At 70.4% G+C, this 17,774-nt stretch carries 16 protein-coding genes; 14 read left to right on the top strand and 2 right to left on the bottom strand.

The genetic code is table 11. The features are described 5' to 3' along the window. The 14 genes from serC to VFV21_RS05155 all read left to right on the top strand — a co-directional run. A partial coding sequence (gene serC / locus VFV21_RS05090; RefSeq protein ID WP_329668402.1) for a 3-phosphoserine/phosphohydroxythreonine transaminase occupies positions 1-535 on the top strand: 535 nt, incomplete at its 5' end. Positions 536-538: 3 nt separating this feature from the next. After that, on the top strand, positions 539-1,657 hold the full coding sequence (gene pheA / locus VFV21_RS05095) for a prephenate dehydratase (RefSeq protein ID WP_329668403.1): 1,119 nt from the start codon (positions 539-541) through the stop codon (positions 1,655-1,657). Between the two features lie 5 nt (positions 1,658-1,662). Next, a complete protein-coding gene (gene hisC, locus VFV21_RS05100; protein WP_329668404.1) occupies positions 1,663-2,781 on the top strand; it encodes a histidinol-phosphate transaminase in 1,119 nt (372 codons plus the stop codon). Then, positions 2,778-4,091 carry a 3-phosphoshikimate 1-carboxyvinyltransferase gene (aroA, locus tag VFV21_RS05105; RefSeq protein WP_329668405.1) on the top strand — a complete coding sequence of 438 codons (1,314 nt, stop codon included), beginning with the start codon at positions 2,778-2,780 and terminating at the stop codon, positions 4,089-4,091. Before hisC ends, aroA begins: the two co-directional genes overlap by 4 nt. Before the next feature lie 36 nt (positions 4,092-4,127). Further along, on the top strand, positions 4,128-4,820 hold the full coding sequence (cmk, locus tag VFV21_RS05110; protein ID WP_034211099.1) for a (d)CMP kinase: 693 nt from the start codon (positions 4,128-4,130) through the stop codon (positions 4,818-4,820). Between the two features lie 157 nt (positions 4,821-4,977). Next, the gene (gene rpsA / locus VFV21_RS05115; protein WP_329668406.1) at positions 4,978-6,660 is read left to right on the top strand and encodes a 30S ribosomal protein S1; all 1,683 of its coding nucleotides are present in this window, start codon (positions 4,978-4,980) and stop codon (positions 6,658-6,660) included. Positions 6,661-6,738: 78 nt separating this feature from the next. Continuing rightward, positions 6,739-7,038, top strand: coding sequence for an integration host factor subunit beta (locus VFV21_RS05120; protein ID WP_329668407.1), 300 nt, complete (start codon positions 6,739-6,741; stop codon positions 7,036-7,038). 56 nt (positions 7,039-7,094) lie between these two features. Continuing rightward, positions 7,095-7,358 (top strand): lipopolysaccharide assembly protein LapA domain-containing protein, encoded by a 264-nt coding sequence (locus tag VFV21_RS05125; protein ID WP_329668408.1) that lies wholly within the window; start codon positions 7,095-7,097, stop codon positions 7,356-7,358. Then, positions 7,351-8,526: a lipopolysaccharide assembly protein LapB gene (gene lapB, locus VFV21_RS05130; RefSeq protein WP_329668409.1), complete on the top strand. Its 1,176-nt coding sequence runs from the start codon at positions 7,351-7,353 to the stop codon at positions 8,524-8,526. The genes VFV21_RS05125 and lapB overlap by 8 nt, the downstream gene beginning before the upstream one ends. Further along, entirely contained in the window at positions 8,523-9,530 is a 1,008-nt protein-coding gene (locus VFV21_RS05135; protein ID WP_329668410.1) for a hypothetical protein, read from the top strand. Before lapB ends, VFV21_RS05135 begins: the two co-directional genes overlap by 4 nt. A 3-nt stretch (positions 9,531-9,533) precedes the next feature. Then, positions 9,534-11,426: a nucleoside-diphosphate sugar epimerase/dehydratase gene (locus VFV21_RS05140; RefSeq protein ID WP_329668411.1), complete on the top strand. Its 1,893-nt coding sequence runs from the start codon at positions 9,534-9,536 to the stop codon at positions 11,424-11,426. Further along, positions 11,423-12,301 carry a UTP--glucose-1-phosphate uridylyltransferase GalU gene (gene galU / locus VFV21_RS05145; protein WP_329668412.1) on the top strand — a complete coding sequence of 293 codons (879 nt, stop codon included), beginning with the start codon at positions 11,423-11,425 and terminating at the stop codon, positions 12,299-12,301. The genes VFV21_RS05140 and galU overlap by 4 nt, the downstream gene beginning before the upstream one ends. 14 nt (positions 12,302-12,315) lie before the next feature. Then, complete coding sequence (locus VFV21_RS05150; RefSeq protein ID WP_329668413.1) at positions 12,316-13,605, top strand: FAD-binding oxidoreductase; 1,290 nt, start codon at positions 12,316-12,318, stop codon at positions 13,603-13,605. Next, complete coding sequence (locus VFV21_RS05155) at positions 13,602-13,949, top strand: tRNA-binding protein (RefSeq protein WP_329668414.1); 348 nt, start codon at positions 13,602-13,604, stop codon at positions 13,947-13,949. Before VFV21_RS05150 ends, VFV21_RS05155 begins: the two co-directional genes overlap by 4 nt. Before the next feature lie 215 nt (positions 13,950-14,164). Here VFV21_RS05155 and VFV21_RS05160 read toward each other — a convergent pair whose 3' ends face one another. Next, on the bottom strand, positions 14,165-15,364 hold the full coding sequence (locus VFV21_RS05160) for an acetyl-CoA C-acyltransferase (RefSeq protein ID WP_329668415.1): 1,200 nt from the start codon (positions 15,362-15,364) through the stop codon (positions 14,165-14,167). A gap of 4 nt (positions 15,365-15,368) precedes the next feature. After that, the gene (locus VFV21_RS05165; RefSeq protein WP_329668416.1) at positions 15,369-17,738 is read right to left on the bottom strand and encodes a 3-hydroxyacyl-CoA dehydrogenase/enoyl-CoA hydratase family protein; all 2,370 of its coding nucleotides are present in this window, start codon (positions 17,736-17,738) and stop codon (positions 15,369-15,371) included. Between the last annotated feature and the right edge of the window lie 36 nt (positions 17,739-17,774).

Here is a 17,774-nt window from a genome sequence, read left to right on the forward strand (position 1 = left end):
CTCGAAGTACGGTGTGATCTACGCCGGCGCGCAGAAGAACATCGGCCCCTCGGGCCTCGTGGTGATGGTCATCCGCAAGGACCTGCTGGAGCGTGCCGGCCAGCCGCGCGCCAAGATCCTCAGCTACAAGGCCCATGCCGAGCAGGGCTCGATGCTCAACACGCCGCCGACCTTCAGCTGGTACCTCGCCGGTCTGGTGTTCGAGTGGATGCTGGAACAAGGTGGCTTGGCCACCTTCGAAGCCAACAACCGCCGCAAGGCCGAAGCCCTGTACACCGCCATCGACGGCAGCGGCGGCTTCTACCGCAACCCGGTGGCGGCCGACGCGCGCTCGCTGATGAACGTGCCCTTCATGCTGAAGGACGCCGCGCTCGACGCCGCCTTCCTCAAGGAATCGGAGGCCGCGGGCCTGCTGGCGCTGAAGGGCCACCGTGACCTCGGCGGCATGCGTGCCTCGATCTACAACGCATTGCCGTACGAGGCGGTCGCCGCCCTCGTCGACTTCATGGGCGACTTCGCCAAGCGGCACGGGTGAGCCATGGCTGACGAACCGCAAGCACCGGCCGGGGAGGGCGGCGCGCCGCTCGACCTCGGCCAGGTCCGGGCCCGCATCGACGGCATCGACGAGACGATCCAGCAGCTCATCGCCGAGCGCGCCCGCTGGGCGCAGCAGGTCGGTCGCGCCAAGGGGCCGCTCAAGGCCGCCGTCGACTACTACCGCCCGGAGCGCGAGGCGCAGGTGCTGCGCCGCGTGGTCGACCGCAACGAGGGGCCGCTGGCGGACGAGGTGCTGGTGCGCCTGTTCCGCGAAATCATGTCGGCCTGCCTCGCCCAGCAGGAGCCGCTGAAGGTCGGCTACCTCGGGCCGGAAGGCACGTTCTCGCAGCAGGCGGTGCACAAGCACTTCGGGCATTCGGCGAAGGGCCTGCCGCTGGCGAGCATCGAGGAGGTGTTCCAGGAGGTCGAGGCGGGCAATGCCGATTTCGGCGTGGTGCCGGTCGAGAACTCGGGGCAGGGCACCATCCAGTCCACGCTCGACATGTTCCTGACCTCGCCGCTGAAGATCTGCGGCGAGGTCGAGCTGGCCGTGCACCAGTACCTGATGTCGCGCACCGGGCGGCTCGAGGACATCGAGCGGGTCTATTCGCACGCGATGTCCCTGGCCCAGGCGCGGGCCTGGCTGCGCCAGCACCTGCCCAAGGCCGAGAAGCTGGCGGTGTCGAGCAACGCCGAGGCCGCGCGCCGCGCGCGCACGGCCGACGATGCCGCCGCCATCGCCGGCGAGAACGCCGGCCACGTCTACGGCCTGAAGGTGGTCGCGGGCCCGATCGAGGACCGCCCGGATAACACCACGCGTTTCCTGGTGCTGGGCCGCGAGCTGTTCTCCGCCTCGGGCCACGACCGCACCTCGCTGCTGGTGTACGTACGCGACCAGCCCGGCGCGCTGTACGGCGTGCTCAGCCCCTTCGCGCGCCACGGCGTCAGCATGAACCGCATCGAGTCGCGCCCCTCGCACGCGGGGCGCTGGCAGTACGCTTTCTTCATCGACGTCAGCGGCCACGTGCAGGATGCGGGTGTCGCCCGGGCGCTGGCGGAGCTGGGCGAATACGCGGCCGACGTAAAGGTGCTGGGCTCCTATCCGGTGGCGCTGGGCTGACGATGGTGGCCCTGGACTACGTCGCGCTGGCCCAGCCCGGCATCCGCGCACTGCGTGCCTACGACCCCGGGCTGGACCTGGTGGCGCTGCGGCGCGGGTTTGCCGATGGCGCGCTGGTGGAGCTCGGTTCCAACGAGAACAGCCACGGACCCAGCCCGGCGGCACGCGCCGCGATCCTCGACGCGCTGCACTCGCTGCACCGCTACCCGGATCCGCTGGGCGGCGACCTCAAGCGCGCGCTGGCGGCCTGCCACGGCCTGGAGCCGGCCCAGGTCATCCTCGGCAACGGGTCGCACGAACTCCTGATGCTGATGGGCCAGGTGTTCGCCGGGCCGGGGCGGGGCGTGGTGTCGTCCCAGTATGGTTTCGCGGTGTATGCGCTGGCCGCGCAGGCGGCGGGTGCGCCCTGGACGCCGGCGCTGGCGCGACCGGTCGACGACGCCATGCCGCGCGGCCATGACCTCGACGCGCTGCTGGCCGCGGTGGGTGCGGACACGGCCCTGGTCTACCTGGCCAACCCGAATAACCCCACCGGCACCTGGTTCGACACGGCGGCGCTCGCGGATTTCCTGTCCCGCGTGCCGGCCAACGTGCTGGTGGTGGTGGACGAGGCCTATCTTGAGTACGTGACCGATCCCGCCCTCACTTCCGCCATCCCGTTGCTCGCCCGGTTCCCGAACCTGGCCGTGACCCGCACTTTCTCCAAGGGCTACGGCCTGGCCGGCCTGCGCGTGGGCTGCCTGCTGGCTGATCCGGGCCTGGTGGCCGTGCTCGAGCGCGTGCGCGAGTCCTTCAACGTGAACCTGCCGGGCCTCGCCGCCTGCGAAGCGGCGCTGGCCGACCACGAGCACCTGTCCTGGGTGCGGCGCCAGAACGCCCTCGAGCGAGAGGCCTTGGCCGATGCACTCGCGGCGCGCGGGCTGGCGGTGTCGCCCTCGCAGACGAACTTCCTGCTGGTGGACTTCGGTCGCGACGCCGCCCCGGTCGAGGCCGGGCTGGTCGCCCGCGGCGTGGTGCCGCGGCCGATGGCGGGCTATGGCCTGCCGACCTGCCTGCGCCTGACCGTGGGCGTGCGCGATGAGAACCGCCGGCTGCTGCAGGCATTGGACGAGGTACTGGCATGACCGTGGCAAGGCTGGACTGGATCGCGGGCGCCGGGCGTCCGCTGGCGGGCGAACTCGAGGTGCCCGGCGACAAGTCGGTGTCGCACCGCGCGATCATGCTCGCGGCGATCGCCGAGGGCGTGTCCGAAATCCACGGCTTCCTCGAAGGCGAAGACACCCGCGCCACGGCCGCGATCTTCCGCCAGTTGGGGGTGCGCATCGACGCGCCCAGCCCCAGCCGGCGAACCGTGCACGGCGTCGGCCTGTACGGCCTGCTGGCGCCCGAATCGGACCTGGACTGCGGCAACGCCGGCACCGGCATGCGCCTGCTGGCCGGCCTGCTGGCGGGGCAGGATTTCGCCAGCACCCTCGTCGGCGATGCCTCGCTGTCGCGCCGGCCGATGGCCCGCGTCATCGACCCGCTGCGGCGCATGGGCGCCAGCATCGAGTCGGCGCCGGGCGGGCTGCCGCCGATTAGAATTTACTTCAGCAATGAACTGCAAGGTATTGATTTTGAACTACCTGTAGCCAGCGCGCAGGTGAAGTCCGCGGTGCTGCTGGCGGGGCTGTACGCCCGAGGCGAAACCCGCGTCCGCGAACCGCACCCGACCCGCGACTACACCGAACGCATGCTCGCGGCGTTCGGCTGGCCGATCCGGTTCTCGCCCGGCGAGGCGGTGCTGTCCGGCGGCCATCGTCTGCGCGCCACCGACGTGCACGTGCCGGCCGATTTTTCCTCGGCGGCGTTCTTCCTCGTCGCCGCCAGCCTGGTGCCGGGCTCGGACCTGCTGCTGCGCCGGGTGGGCATGAACCCGCGCCGCACCGGCCTGCTGGCCGCGCTGCGGCTGATGGGCGCCGACATCACCGAGCTCGACGCGGGCGAGCAGGGCGGGGAACCAGTGGCCGACCTGCGCGTCCGCCACGCGCCTTTGCACGGCATCGAGGTGCCCGAGGCGCTGGTGCCGGACATGATCGACGAGTTCCCGGCCCTGTTCGTGGCCGCGGCCCTGGCCGAGGGCCGCACCGTCGTGCGCGGCGCCGCCGAGCTGCGGGTGAAGGAGTCCGACCGCATCGCCGTGACCTCGGCCGGACTGCGCGCGCTGGGTGCCGACATCGTCGAAGCGCCGGACGGCGCCGTGATCACCGGCGGTCGCCTGCACGGCGGCGAGGCCGACAGCCACGGCGACCACCGCGTGGCGATGAGCTTGGCCATCGCCGGCCAGCTCGCGGCGGGCGAGGTGAGGATCCTGGACTGCGCCAACGTGGCCACGTCCTTCCCTGGGTTCGACGCGCTGGCCCGCGCAGCCGGCTTCGGGCTGCGCGCCGCCTGACCCGCGGCGCGGGGCAATCCACTAGAATCCCCGTCCATGCCCCGAATCCCCGTACTCACCATCGATGGCCCCTCCGGTTCCGGCAAGGGCACCATCAGCCGCGCCGTGGCCGAGCGCCTGGGCTGGCACTACCTCGACTCCGGCGCCCTGTACCGGGCCGTCGGCCTGGCCGCGGCCTGGGAGGTGGTGGACCTGAGCGACCCGGAGGCCGTGGCCCAGTGCGCCCGCCGCACCGAGATCCGGTTCGAGACCCAGGGCTCGGGCGAGCCCCACGTGATCGTGAACGGCAAGGACGCCACCCGCCAGCTGCGCACCGAAACCGCCGGCGCGGCCGCCTCGGCCATCGCCGCCCACCCGCCGGTCCGGGCCGCCCTGGTCGATCTGCAGAAGGGCTTCCGGAAGGCCCCGGGCCTGGTCGCGGACGGCCGGGACATGGGGACCGTGATCTTCCCGGACGCCCCGTACAAGGTCTTCCTGACCGCCAGCGCCGAGGAAAGGGCGCAAAGACGCTATAAGCAGTTGAAGGAAAAAGGGGTTTCGGTTAATCTCGCCGGCCTGCTGCACGAAATCGCCGCTCGCGACGAGCGCGATGCCGGGCGTGCCGTGGCGCCCCTGAAACCCGCCGAAGACGCGGTGATCGTGGACTCCACCGGAACGCCCATCACCGAGGTGATCGAGCGCGTGCTGTCGGTGTTGCCGGAAAAACTCCGCGCGCCCCGCCAGCCGTAACCGCCACCCCGGCGCATCCCGCCCCGCCACGGGCGCGGTTTCCGAACGCAGGACCACCCCGCGCCATGAGGTGCGGTTTTCCTATCCACGCGCGCAAGCGCCAACAGGTGGGACGCGGCGGATGCCGCGGCCCGTATGTCCAACCGAGTATCCAACAATGACTGAATCTTTCGCTGAACTGTTCGAGCAGAGCCAGGGCGCCCTGAGCAAGCTCAAGCCCGGTGCCATCGTCTCCGGCATGGTGGTCGAGGTCCGTTCCGACGTCGTCGTGATCAACGCCGGCCTCAAGTCGGAAGGCATCATCCCGATCGAGCAGTTCCGTAACGAAGCCGGCGAGCTCGAAGTCGCCGTGGGCGACACCGTCAAGGTGGCGCTGGAGTACCTCGAGAACGGCTTCGGCGAGACCGTGCTGTCGCGCGAGAAGGCCAAGCGCGCCATGGTGTGGGACGAACTCGAGGCTTCCATGGAAGCCGGCGAGATCGTCACCGGCCGCATCAGCGGCAAGGTCAAGGGCGGCTTCACCGTCGACATCCGCGACGTCCGCGCGTTCCTGCCGGGTTCGCTGGTCGACGTGCGTCCGGTCCGCGACCCGGGCTACCTCGAGGGCAAGGAACTCGAGTTCAAGATCATCAAGCTCGACCGCAAGCGCAACAACGTCGTGGTCTCCCGCCGTGCGGTGGTCGAGTCCGAGTCGAGCGTCGAGCGCGAGCAGCTGATGGAGCGCCTGCAGGAAGGTGCCGTGATCAAGGGTGTCGTCAAGAACCTCACCGACTACGGCGCGTTCGTGGACCTGGGCGGCATCGACGGCCTGCTGCACATCACCGACATGGCCTGGAAGCGCGTGCGCCACCCGTCCGAAGTCGTGAACGTGGGCGAAGAGCTCGACGTGCGCGTGCTGAAGTTCGACCGCGAGCGCAACCGCGTTTCGCTCGGCCTGAAGCAGCTGGGCGACGATCCGTGGGACAACATCGCCCGCCGTTACCCGACCTCCTCGCGCCTGTTCGGCAAGGTCTCCAACGTCACCGATTACGGCGCGTTCGTCGAGATCGAGCCGGGCGTCGAAGGCCTGGTGCACGTGTCCGAGATGGACTGGACCAACAAGAACGTCAACCCGTCGAAGGTCGTCCAGCTGGGCGACGAGCTCGAGGTGATGGTGCTGGACGTGGACGGCGAGCGTCGCCGCATCTCGCTCGGCATCAAGCAGTGCACCCCGAACCCGTGGGAAGCGTTCTCGGCCCTGTTCAAGAAGGGCGACAAGGTTTCCGGCCAGATCAAGTCCATCACCGACTTCGGCATCTTCATCGGCCTGGACGGCGGCATCGACGGCCTGGTGCACCTGTCCGACATCTCGTGGAACACCACGGGTGAAGACGTGGTCCGCAACTTCAAGAAGGGTGACACCCTGGAAGCGGTCGTGCTGGCCGTGGATCCGGAGCGCGAGCGCATCTCGCTCGGCGTGAAGCAGCTCGAGCAGGATCCGGTGGGCCAGTACATGGCCACCACCCAGAAGGGCAGCATCGTCACCGGCGTGGTCAAGGAAGTCGACGCCAAGGGCGCCACCATCGAGCTCGACGGCGGCATCGAGGGCTACGTGCGCGCCAACGACATCGCCAAGGAGCGTGTCGAGGACGCCACCCAGTACCTGAAGGTCGGCGATGCGGTGGAAGCCAAGTTCATCGGCATGGACCGCAAGGGCCGCGTCATGCAGCTCTCGATCCGCGCCAAGGACGAGGCCGAGCTGCAGGAAACGATGGCGGAGGTCAACAAGTCCTTCGACGCCGCGTCCGGCACCACCAAGCTCGGTGCCCTGCTGCGCGAGCAGCTGAACAAGGGCGAGTAACCCGCGACACCGGTCCGCGGCCCGGGGTTTCCCGGGTCGCGGCACCTTCCGGCCACCGATTCGAGGTTCCGCCCAGGCATGACCAAGTCTGAATTGATCGAGGTGCTGTCGCGTCGCCAGGCCCATCTGAAGGCCGACGACGTCGATCTCGCCGTCAAGACCCTGCTCGAGATGATGAGCGGCGCCTTGACCCAGGGCGAGCGCATCGAGATCCGCGGCTTCGGCAGCTTCTCCCTGCATTTCCGTCCGCCGCGCCTGGGCCGCAACCCCAAGACCGGCGACTCCGTGGCCCTGCCCGGAAAGTACGTCCCGCATTTCAAGCCCGGCAAGGAGTTGCGCGATCGCGTCAACGCCGGCCCGGACGCCTCCGAAGGCTGAGTTTCCGGCCCGCCTTGGGCTAAGCTTGCGGCATCCCGCCCACGGACCCGCCGCGGATGCGACTGATCAAATCCCTGTTCGCCCTCCTGTTCATCGCCTTCGGCGTGCTCTTCGGCGCGCTGAACCGCCAGGCCGTGCGCATCGAGCTGGGCTTCACGGGCATCGACGGCACCGTTGGCACCGCGCTGCTGCTGGCCGTGCTGGCCGGCGCCGTGCTGGCGGGCGTGGTGCTCACCGCCGGCGTAATCTGGCCGCTGCGCCTGCAGCTCAAGCGCAACGCGCCGGTGCCCGAGGCACCCGCGCCGGAACGCCATGACTGAGTTCGCCTGGCTGTTGCTCCTGCTGCTCCCGGTCGCGGCCGGCAGCGGCTGGCTGGCCGGTCGGCGCGGCGGCGAGCGCCGCGGCGGCGCGCGCGTGTCGCGGCTGTCGAACACCTATTTCCGCGGGCTGAACTACCTGCTCAACGAGCAGCAGGACAAGGCCATCGAAGTCTTCCTGCAGATCGCGGCGGTGGACAAGGACACGGTGGAGACGCAGTTCGCCCTCGGCCACCTGTTCCGGCGGCGCGGCGAGGTCGATCGCGCCATCCGCCTGCACCAGAGCCTGGTGGCGCGCGAGGGCCTGAACGACGAACAGAAGACCCGCGCCGTGCTGGCGCTGGGCGAGGACTACATGCGCGCCGGCCTGCTGGATCGCGCCGAGACCCTGTTCACCGACCTGGTGCGGATGGGCGTGCTGGCGCCGCAGGCGCTGCGGCACCTGATCTCGATCTACCAGGCCGAGCGCGACTGGGGCAAGGCGATCGAGCACGCGCGCCAGTTCGAGGCGGCCAGCGGCGAGCCGATGGGCAAGCTGGTGGCGCAGTTCCACTGCGAGCTGGCCGAAAAGGCGCGGCTCGCCGGCGACCTCGACGAGGCCCGGCGCCACATCGCCCGGGCCTACGAGGCCGACAGCCACTCCGTGCGCGCTGGCCTGGCCGAGGGCCAGCTGGAGCTCGCCGCGGGCAATGACGCCGCCGCCATCCGCGCCTTCGAGCGCGTGGCCCGCCACGACATCGAGTTCCTGCCGGACCTGCTCGAGCCGCTGCTGCGCTGCTACGAGCGCCGCGGCGACAGCGCGCGCGCGCGCGGCTTCCTGATGGAGATGATCGAGCATTACCCCGGCGTCTCGCCGGTGCTGGCGCTGACCCGCCTGCTCGAGCGCGACGAAGGGCAGGGCGCGGCGCTGGAATTCCTGTCGCGGCAGCTGCGCCTGCGCCCGTCGGTGCGCGGCGAGGCGGAATACATCGACCTGAGCCTGCGCGACGCCGACGCCGACCCGGGCAACACGCTGCGAACGCTCAAGCAGATCACCGACCAGCTGGTGGTGCGCACGCCCGGCTACCGCTGCCAGCGGTGCGGCTTCAGCGCGCGGGCGCACCACTGGCAGTGCCCCGGCTGCAAGTCCTGGGGCAGCATCAAGCCGGTGCACGGCGCGGTGAGCGAGTGACGGCCCACCCGACGCTGCCCGCCTGGCTCCTCGTGCTGCTGGCGACCGGTCTTTCGACCGCCGTGGCCGGCGCCTGGTGGCGCCACGCCCGCGAGCGCGTGCTCGACCTGCCCGATGACCGCCGGCTGCACCAGGTGCCGACCGCGCGCGGTGGCGGCCTCGGCATCGCCGTGGTGCTGCTGGCCGCGGCGCCGTGGCTGGGGCCCGGCGGCGGAGCGTTCGCGCTGGGGCTTGCGGTGACCGCCGGCGCCGGCTTCTACGATGACCTGCGTCCGCTGCCGCCGCTGGCCAAGCTGCTGCTGCAGGCGCTGGGCGCGCTGCCGGTGGCGCTGGCCTGGCCGCTGCTGCCGGCGCTGCTCGGCCCGGTCGCGGGCGTGGTGGCGGCCTGGCTGCTGGTGATCGCGCTGGTGAACATCTGGAACTTCATGGACGGCAGCAACGGCCTGGCCGCCACCCAGGCGCTGCTGTTCGGCGCGGCGATGGCGCTGTTCGCGGGCGCCGGCACGCCGGCCGCGTGGCTGGGGCTGGCTTTGGCGGCGGGCGCGCTTGGCTTCCTGCCCTGGAACCTGCCGCGGGCACGCCTGTTCCTGGGCGACGTTGGCAGCCACGCGCTCGGCTTTGCGGTGGCGGCGCTCGCGCTGCTGGCGATGCAGGGCGAGCGCGCGGTCGCGCCCTGGCTGCCGCTGCTGCTGGCCTCGGCCTTCCTGCTCGATGCCGGCCTGACGCTGCTGGCCCGGCTGGTCCGTCGCGCGAAGGTCTGGCAGGCCCATCGCGAACACCTCTACCAGCGCGCGATCCTGCACGGCGCGAGCCACGGCCGCGTCTGCCTGGCCTACGCCGCCTGGACCCTGGCCGCGGCCAGCCTGGCCGCTTGGCTGCTGGCGGCGCCGTCCGCCGTTGCTTGGGGAGTCACCCTCGCGTGGCTCTTCTCTGGAATCATGTGCCACGCCCTGGGCGGCCGACGCTGGCCACGCCCGGGCACCGACCCGCGAAAGGATGCCTAGGGAATGAAGGAAAACGCTGGCGCTTCGGTGCTGTTGCCGCGCCTGCTGATCGTGGTGCACGACCTGGCCATGGTGGCGTTCGTCTGGCTGGGCTTGCGCTGGCTCGCCGGCCTGGCCGGCGCACCGCCGGCGACCGCGCTGCAGCTCGAGCTCCTGATCGCGGTGCTGACGCAGGCGGTCGTGCTGCGCGCCGTCGGCCTGTACCAGGGCCTGTGGCGCTTCGCGAGCCTGCCGGACCTGGCCAACCTCGCGCGCGCGGCGCTGATCGGCGTGCTGCTGATCGTGGCCCTGCTGTTCGTGGCCGGGCTGCTGCCGGACGTGCCGCGGCGCGTGCTGTTCCCGTACCCGGTCGCCCTGGTGGTGATGCTCGGCATGCCGCGCGTGCTGTACCGCCTGTGGAAGGATTTCCGCCAGTCGGGCAACAACGCCGACGCGCAGCGCGTGCTGGTGCTGGGCGCCGGCCGCACGGCCGAGACCCTGCTGCGCGACCTGCGCACCGACGGCCGCTACCAGCCGGTCGGCCTGCTCGACGACCAGCGCGCCCTCAAGGGCGCCAAGATCCAGGGCGTGCCGGTGCTGGGCAGCATCGATGAATTGCCCTACATCGCGCAGGAAACCGCGCCCAAGCTGATCGTGATCGCCATGCCCTCGGCCAGCGCCGCCGAGATGCAGCGCGTCGTCACCCTCTGCGACGAGACCGGGCTGCCGTTCCGCACCGTGCCGCGGCTGTCGGACATGCTCTCGGGCAAGAGCGGCTCGCGCCTCGAGCTGAGCGAGGTGCGGATCGAGGACCTGCTGGGCCGCAAGCCGGTGGAGTTCGGCGCCCGTTACGAAGCCCTGGTCGGCAAGCGCGTGCTGGTGACCGGCGCCGGCGGCTCGATCGGCTCCGAGCTGGCGCGCCAGTGCGTGGCCGCGGGCGCGGCCCGGGTGGTGCTGTTCGAGCGCGCCGAGCTGCCGCTGGTGGAGATCACCGACGAGCTGCGCCGCGACTATCCCGAGGCCGACGTCGAGCCGATGCTGGCCGACTGCGGCGACCCCACCGCCTGCAGCATCGCGCTGGCGCAGGGCATGGACTACGTCTTCCACGCCGCCGCCTGCAAGCAGGTGCCGATGCTGGAAGGCCAGCTGCGCGAGGCGCTGCGCAACAACGTCACCGCCACCGCCACCCTGGCGCGGATGTGCCGCGAGCGCGGCGTCGGCAATTTCGTGCTGATCTCGACCGACAAGGCGATCGCGCCGATCAACGTTCTGGGCGCCAGCAAGCGCTTCGCCGAGCTGGCCTGCCAGTCCGAGCTCGACGGCAGCACGGTGCGGCTGTCGATCGTGCGCTTCGGCAACGTGCTCGATTCGGCCGGCAGCGTGGTGCCGTTGTTCCGCAAGCAGATCGCCGCGGGCGGGCCGGTCACGGTCACGCACCCGGAGGTGACGCGCTATTTCATGACCATCCCCGAGGCCTGCGCGCTGATCCTGCATTCGGTCGACCTGTTCGCCGAGCCCTGCGCGGTGTTCGCGCTGGACATGGGCCGGCCGGTGGCCATCCGCGAGCTGGCCGAGCAGATGATCCGCCTGAGTGGCAAGCGGCCGGGCATCGACATCGCGGTCAGCTACACCGGCCTGCGCCCGGGCGAGAAGCTGCACGAGATCCTGTTCCACCCCGACGAGCGCTACCAGCGCACGCGCCACCCCCGCATCCTGCAGGCCAAGCCGCGCGACGTGGATGCGGCGGCGCTGCAGGACATCCTGGCGCGCGTGGACCAGCTGCTGCGGCGCGCCGATGGCGCCGAGGCGCTGGCCACGGTGCTGCGCGAAGCCGTGCCCGAGTACAATCCCCACCCCGACGCCGACGAGGCTTTCGACGCCGCGGGCCAGGCACGAGAAGAAGGATCCCAAGCATGACGTTTCGAGTCAGGAAAGCGGTATTCCCGGTCGCGGGCCTGGGCACGCGCTTCCTGCCGGCCACCAAGACGGTGCCGAAGGAAATGCTGCCGGTGGTGGACAAGCCGCTCATCCAGTACGCCGTGGACGAGGCGATCGAGGCCGGCTGCGACACCCTGGTGTTCGTCACCAACCGCTACAAGCACTCGGTGGCCGACTACTTCGACAAGGCCTACGAGCTCGAGCAGAAGCTGGAGAAGTCCGGCAAGTCCGAGCTGCTGTCGCTGATCCGCGACGTGCTGCCGCGCCACGTGCGCGCGGTCTTCGTCACCCAGGCCGAGGCGCTGGGCCTGGGCCACGCCGTGCTGTGCGCGCGCCCCGTGGTCGGCGACGAGCCGTTCGCGGTGCTGCTGCCCGATGACCTGATCTGGAACACCGGCCACGGCGCGCTGCGCCAGATGACCGAACTGGCCGAACGCGAGTCCGCCAGCGTGATCGCCGTGCAGGACGTACCGCGCGAGCAGACCCGCAGCTACGGCATCGTCGCCACCCGCGACTTCTCCGGGCGACACGGCGAGATCAGCGCCATCGTCGAGAAGCCGAAGCCCGAGGTCGCGCCCTCCAACCTCGCGGTGGTGGGCCGCTACGTGCTCAGCGGGGGCATCTTCGAGCTGCTGGCGAAGACGCGCCCCGGTGCTGGCGGCGAGATCCAGCTCACCGACGGCATCGCCGCGCTGATGCAGAAGGAGCGCGTGCTGGCCTATCGCTTCGAAGGGCGCCGCTTCGACTGCGGCAGCCGCATCGGCCTGGTGGAGGCGACCATGCAGTTCGCGCTCGACCACGAGGACCTGGCCGAACCGACCCGCGAGTTCATGCGGGCGGCGCTGGCGCGCTGAGGCGCCTGCCGGCGATGGGCGTCGCCAGCTATTACCGCGCCACCGCGTCCGCCGCCCCGTCGTTCCCGCCGCTGTCGGGCGTCCGGGAGGCCGACCTCTGCATCGTCGGCGGCGGCTTCGCCGGGCTGAACACCGCGCTGGGCCTGGCCGAGCGCGGACGACGCGACGTGGTGCTGATCGAGGCCGACACCATCGGCCACGGCGCCTCCGGGCGCAACGGCGGCTTCGTGTTCGGCGGCTTCTCGCGCGGCGAGGACGCGCTGCTGGCGGAGCTAGGTCCGGTCGCGGCGCGCAAGCTTTACCAGGGCACGCAGGACGCGGTCGAGCTGATCCGCCGCCGCATCGCCCGCCACGCCATCGCCTGCCAGGCCACCGATGCCGGCGTGCTGTGGGCGAACTGGTTCCGGGACCCGGCACCGCTGCGTGCGCGCCAGAAGCTGCTGGCCGAGCATTTCGACACGCAGTGGGACTGGGTGTCGCGCGAGCAGCTGGCCCAGCAGGTCACCACGCGGCGCTACAGCGAGGCGCTGTTCGAGCGCAATGCGCTGCACTTCCATCCGCTCGACTATGCCCACGGCCTGGCGCGCGTCGCCGCCGGCCTCGGCGTGGCCGTGCACGAAGGCACGCCGGCGATCGCGCTGGAGCGGGCGGGGCAGGGCTGGCGCGTGCGCACGCCGCAAGGCGAAGTCCTGGCGCGGCAGGTGGTGCTGTCCTGCGGCGGCTACCTGGCCGGCCTGCGCCGCGAGGTGGACGCCGGCGTGCTGCCGATCGCCACCTACGTGATGGTGACCGAGCCGCTGGGCGCCCGCCTCGACGGGGTCATCCGCACCCGCGCCGCCATCTACGACACCCGCTTCGCCTTCGACTACTACCGGCCGCTGCCCGATACGCGGATCCTCTGGGGCGGCCGCATTTCGGTGCGCGACCGGTCGCCGGACCAGGTGAAGCGGCTGCTGCGGCGCGACCTGCTCAAGGTGTACCCGCAGCTCGAAGACGTCCGCATCGACTACGCCTGGTCGGGCCTGATGAGCTACGCCCGCCACCAGATGCCGCAGATCGGCCAGGTGGACGACGGGCTCTGGCTGGCCCAGGCCTTCGGCGGCCACGGCGTGGCGCCGACCACCTTGGCCGGCGAGGTGCTGGCGTCGGCGATTGCCGAAGGCGACCCGCGCTGGCGTGAATTCAGCCACTACGGCCTGGTATCGGCCATGAAGCCGGCCGGCTTCCTCGGCGCCCAGCTCAGCTACTGGTGGTACCAGGCCCGCGACGCCTGGAAGGACCGGATGGAGGGACGCCCCCGATGAATACCGAAATCCCGCCGCCGATCAGCTGGTCCGATTTCGAGAAGGTGCAGCTCTGCGCCGGCACCGTGCTGCGGGTGGAGGACTTCCCGGAGGCGCGCAAACCGGCGTGGAAACTCTGGGTCGACTTCGGCCCACACGGCGTCCGCATGACCAGCGCCCAGGTCAGGGCGCTCTACGCCGCCGACGACCTCGTCGGCCGCCAGATCGTCGGCGTCCTCAACTTCCCGCCCAAGCAGGTCGGCCCCTTCCTCTCCGAATTCCTCCTCACCGGCTTCCCGACCGACGCGGGCGTCGTCATCACCACCCTCGAACGCCCCGTCCCGAACGGCACCCGGCTGGCGTAAGGGCGTTTTTTGCCGCGGATGAACACAGATGGGCACGGATCGAGAAAGAGCGATCCAGACGCGGATTGACGCGGATGAACGCGGATAGACAAGACGCAAGTTTCGCTCCATCCGCGTTCATCCGCGTCTAAATTCCAACCGCTCCATCCGTGTTCATCCGTGGCCAAAAAAACGGGCCCCGAAGGGCCCGTCCAGTCACGAGTTTCGACGCGAAGTCAGAGCGACTCGAAGATGCCAGCGGCACCCATGCCGGTGCCGATGCACATCGTGACCATGCCGTACTTGGCCTTGCGGCGCTGCATGCCGTGCACGATCGTCGCCGTGCGGATGGCACCGGTGGCGCCCAGCGGGTGGCCCAGGGCGATCGCGCCGCCCAGCGGGTTCACCTTGTCCGGGTCCAGGCCGCAGGTGCGGATCACGGCCAGCGCCTGCGCGGCGAAGGCCTCGTTGAGCTCGATCCAGTCGAGCTGGTCCTGGTTCAGGCCGGCCTGCTGCAGCGCCTTCGGGATCGCCGCGATCGGGCCGATGCCCATCACTTCCGGACGCACGCCCGCCACCGAGAAGCTGACGAAGCGCGCCAGCGGGGTGAGGCCGTACTCCTTGATCGCCTTCTCGGACGCCAGCAGCACCGCGCCGGCGCCGTCGGACATCTGCGACGAGGTGCCGGCCGTAACGCTGCCGCCGTTGCGGAAGACCGGGCGCAGCTTGGCCAGGCCCTCGAGGCTGGTGTCGGCGCGCGGGCCCTCGTCGTGCTCGACCAGCAGCTCGCGCAGCTTCACCGTGTTCGAGCCGACCACCGGCTGGCGCGAGATCACCTGGTAGGGCGAGATCTCGGCCTTGAATTCACCGGCCGCCTGCGCCGCCAGCGCCTTGCGGTGCGAGGCGACGGCGAAGGCGTCCTGGTCCTCGCGCGAGACCTTCCATTCTTCGGCGACCTTCTCGGCGGTGATGCCCATGCCGTAGGCAATCGCCACGTTCTCGTCCTTGGCGAACACCTGCGGGCTCATCGCCACCTTGTTGCCCATCATCGGCACCATCGACATCGACTCGGTGCCGCCGGCCAGCATCAGGTCGGCGTGGCCCAGGCGGATCTGGTCGGCCGCCATCGCCACGGCCTGCAGGCCGGACGAGCAGAAGCGGTTGATGGTCTGCGCGGCGATCACGTTCGGCAGGCCGGCCAGCAGCAGGCCGATGCGCGCCACGTTCATGCCTTGCTCGCCCTCGGGCATGGCGCAGCCGATGATGGCGTCGTCGATGCGGGCGGGGTCGATGCCCGGCGCCTGCGCGACCACGGCGCGCAGCACGTGGGCGAGCATTTCATCGGGGCGGGTGTTGCGGAAGACGCCGCGCGGGGCCTTGCCGACCGGGGTGCGGGTGGCGGCGACGATGTAGGCGTCCTGGATTTGCTTGGTCATGGGGTCAGTTCCTCAGCGGCTTGCCGGTCTTGAGCGTGTGCAGGATGCGTTCCTGCGTCTTGGGCATCTGGGCCAGCGCGACGAAATGCTCGCGCTCGAGCTTCAGCAGCCACTCCTCGTCCACCACGGCGCCGCGGTCGACTTCGCCGCCGCACAGCACGGTGGCGATGCGCGAAGACACCTCGTAGTCATGCGGGGAGATGAAGCGCCCCTCGAGCATGTTCACCAGCATCATCTTGAAGGTGGCGATGCCGACGTCGCCGGCCACCTGCACCTGGCGGGCGGGCAGGGGCGGGCGGTAGCCCGACTCGGCCAGCGCGAGGGCCTGGGCCTTGGCCACGTGCAGCAGCTCGTACTGGTTGAACACCACCACGTCGTTCTCGCGGGCCAGCTTCAGCTCCTTGGCCTCGAGCGCGGAGGCGGACACCTTGCCCATCGCCACGGTCTCGAAGTAGGGCTTGAGCGCCGCGAACACGTCGCCGCCCGGACCCGCGGCCGCCGAAGCGCGCACCGCGATCTCCTTCAGGCCGCCGCCGGCCGGCAGCAGGCCCACGCCCGCCTCGACCAGGCCGACGTAGCTCTCGAGCGAGAACACGCTGCGGGCCGAATGCATCTGGAACTCGCAGCCGCCACCGAGGGCCAGGCCGCGCACCGCGGCGATCACCGGCACCAGCGAATACTTGATGCGCTGGCTGGTGGCCTGGAAGGTCTTCACCATCGCCTCGAACTCATCCACGCGCCCGGCCTGCAGCGAGGCCATCGCCCCCGACAGGTCGGCGCCGGCCGAGAACGGCTCCTTGGTCTGCCACAGCACCAGGCCGCGGAAATCCTTTTCGGCGCGGTCGATGGCCTCGCCGATGCCGGCCAGCACGCCGTCGCCGACGGTGTTCATCTTGGTCTTGAAGCTCAGCACCGCGATGCCGTCGCCGTCGTGCCACATCCGCACGCTGTCGGTCTCGAACACCGTGGTGCCCGGGGCCGCGCGCTCGCCCAGCACCGGGTCCGGGAAGCGCTGGCGGTGGTAGACCGACAGGTTGGAGCGCGGCAGCACTTCGCCGCGGACCGGGCTGAAGCTGCCCTCGGCCGCGTGCACGCCTTCGCGGCCATCGAACACCCAGTTCGGCAGCGGCGCGTTGGACATGGACTTGCCGGCGACAATGTCCTCGGCGATCCACTCGGCCACCTGCTTCCAGCCGGCTGCCTGCCAGGACTCGAACGGGCCCAGGCTCCAGCCGTAGCCCCAGCGGATGGCCAGGTCGACGTCGCGGGCGGTCTCGGCGATCGAGGCCAGGTGGTAGGCGCTGTAGTGGAACAGGTCGCGGAACACCGACCACAGGAACTGCGCCTGCGGGTGCGGGCTGGCGCGCAGCTGGGCGAACTTCTCGGCCGGGTTCTTGTTCTTGAGGATGGCGACGACCTCGGGGGCCGCCTCGCCGGTGGCCGGGCGGTAGTCCTGGGCCTTGAGGTCCAGCACCACGATGTCCTTGCCCTTCTTCATGAAGATGCCGGCGCCGGTCTTCTGGCCCAGCGCGCCCTTGTCGATCAGCGCCTTGAGCCAGTCCGGGGCCTTGAAGTACTTGTGCCACGGGTCGTCGGGCAGGGTATCGGCCATGGTCTTGATGACGTGGGCCATGGTGTCGAGGCCGACCACGTCCGAGGTGCGGTAGGTCGCCGACTTCGGGCGGCCCAGCAGCGGGCCGGTCAGGGCGTCCACCTCGTCGAAGCCGAGGCCGAACTGGGCCGTGTGGTGCAGGGTCGAGAGGATCGAGAACACGCCGATGCGGTTGCCGATGAAGTTCGGGGTGTCCTTGGCGTAGACCACGCCCTTGCCCAGGGTCGTGACCAGGAAAGTCTCAAGCCCTTCAAGGACTTGCTTGTCGGTCTTCGCGCAAGGGATCAACTCGGCCAGGTGCATGTAGCGCGGCGGGTTGAAGAAGTGCACGCCGCAGAACCGGGAGTGAAGTGATTCCGGAAGAACTTCGGCCAAGCCATTGATTGACAAGCCGGAAGTATTGGAGGCCAGGATCGCGTTCGGGGCCACGTAGGCCTCGATCCGGTCGTACAGCGCCTTCTTCCAGTCCATGCGCTCGGCGATGGCCTCGATGATCAGGTCGCAGTCCTTGAGCAGGTCCAGGTGCTGGTCGTAGTTGGCCGGGGTGATGGCCGCGGCCTTGGCCTTGCTGGCGAAGGGCGCCGGCGAGAGCTTGCCGAGGTTGGCGATGGCCTTGTCGACGATGCCGTTGGGCGGGCCTTCCTTGGCGGGAAGGTCGAACAGGATCGTGTCGACGTCGGCGTTGACGAGGTGGGCGGCGATCTGCGCGCCCATCACGCCGGCGCCGAGGACGGCCACCTTGCGGATGCGGAGTTGGGGCATGGGAAAAGCTCCGTGGGAGGAGGGATCGTGGAAAGG

The organism is Arenimonas sp., assembly GCF_036275555.1.
In the GTDB taxonomy this organism is placed as follows: domain Bacteria; phylum Pseudomonadota; class Gammaproteobacteria; order Xanthomonadales; family Xanthomonadaceae; genus Arenimonas.

What these genes read in the sequence shown, in the direction of transcription:
- VFV21_RS05155 (WP_329668414.1), top strand. Translation starts at nt 13,602, where the DNA reads ATGAATACCGAAATCCCGCCGCCGATCAGCTGGTCCGATTTCGAGAAG.
- VFV21_RS05125 (WP_329668408.1), top strand. Translation starts at nt 7,095, where the DNA reads ATGCGACTGATCAAATCCCTGTTCGCCCTCCTGTTCATCGCCTTCGGC.
- VFV21_RS05140 (WP_329668411.1), top strand. Translation starts at nt 9,534, where the DNA reads ATGAAGGAAAACGCTGGCGCTTCGGTGCTGTTGCCGCGCCTGCTGATC.
- VFV21_RS05165 (WP_329668416.1), bottom strand. Translation starts at nt 17,738, where the DNA reads ATGCCCCAACTCCGCATCCGCAAGGTGGCCGTCCTCGGCGCCGGCGTG.
- cmk (WP_034211099.1), top strand. Translation starts at nt 4,128, where the DNA reads ATGCCCCGAATCCCCGTACTCACCATCGATGGCCCCTCCGGTTCCGGC.
- VFV21_RS05120 (WP_329668407.1), top strand. Translation starts at nt 6,739, where the DNA reads ATGACCAAGTCTGAATTGATCGAGGTGCTGTCGCGTCGCCAGGCCCAT.
- aroA (WP_329668405.1), top strand. Translation starts at nt 2,778, where the DNA reads ATGACCGTGGCAAGGCTGGACTGGATCGCGGGCGCCGGGCGTCCGCTG.
- VFV21_RS05150 (WP_329668413.1), top strand. Translation starts at nt 12,316, where the DNA reads ATGGGCGTCGCCAGCTATTACCGCGCCACCGCGTCCGCCGCCCCGTCG.
- pheA (WP_329668403.1), top strand. Translation starts at nt 539, where the DNA reads ATGGCTGACGAACCGCAAGCACCGGCCGGGGAGGGCGGCGCGCCGCTC.
- VFV21_RS05160 (WP_329668415.1), bottom strand. Translation starts at nt 15,364, where the DNA reads ATGACCAAGCAAATCCAGGACGCCTACATCGTCGCCGCCACCCGCACC.
- rpsA (WP_329668406.1), top strand. Translation starts at nt 4,978, where the DNA reads ATGACTGAATCTTTCGCTGAACTGTTCGAGCAGAGCCAGGGCGCCCTG.
- galU (WP_329668412.1), top strand. Translation starts at nt 11,423, where the DNA reads ATGACGTTTCGAGTCAGGAAAGCGGTATTCCCGGTCGCGGGCCTGGGC.
- lapB (WP_329668409.1), top strand. Translation starts at nt 7,351, where the DNA reads ATGACTGAGTTCGCCTGGCTGTTGCTCCTGCTGCTCCCGGTCGCGGCC.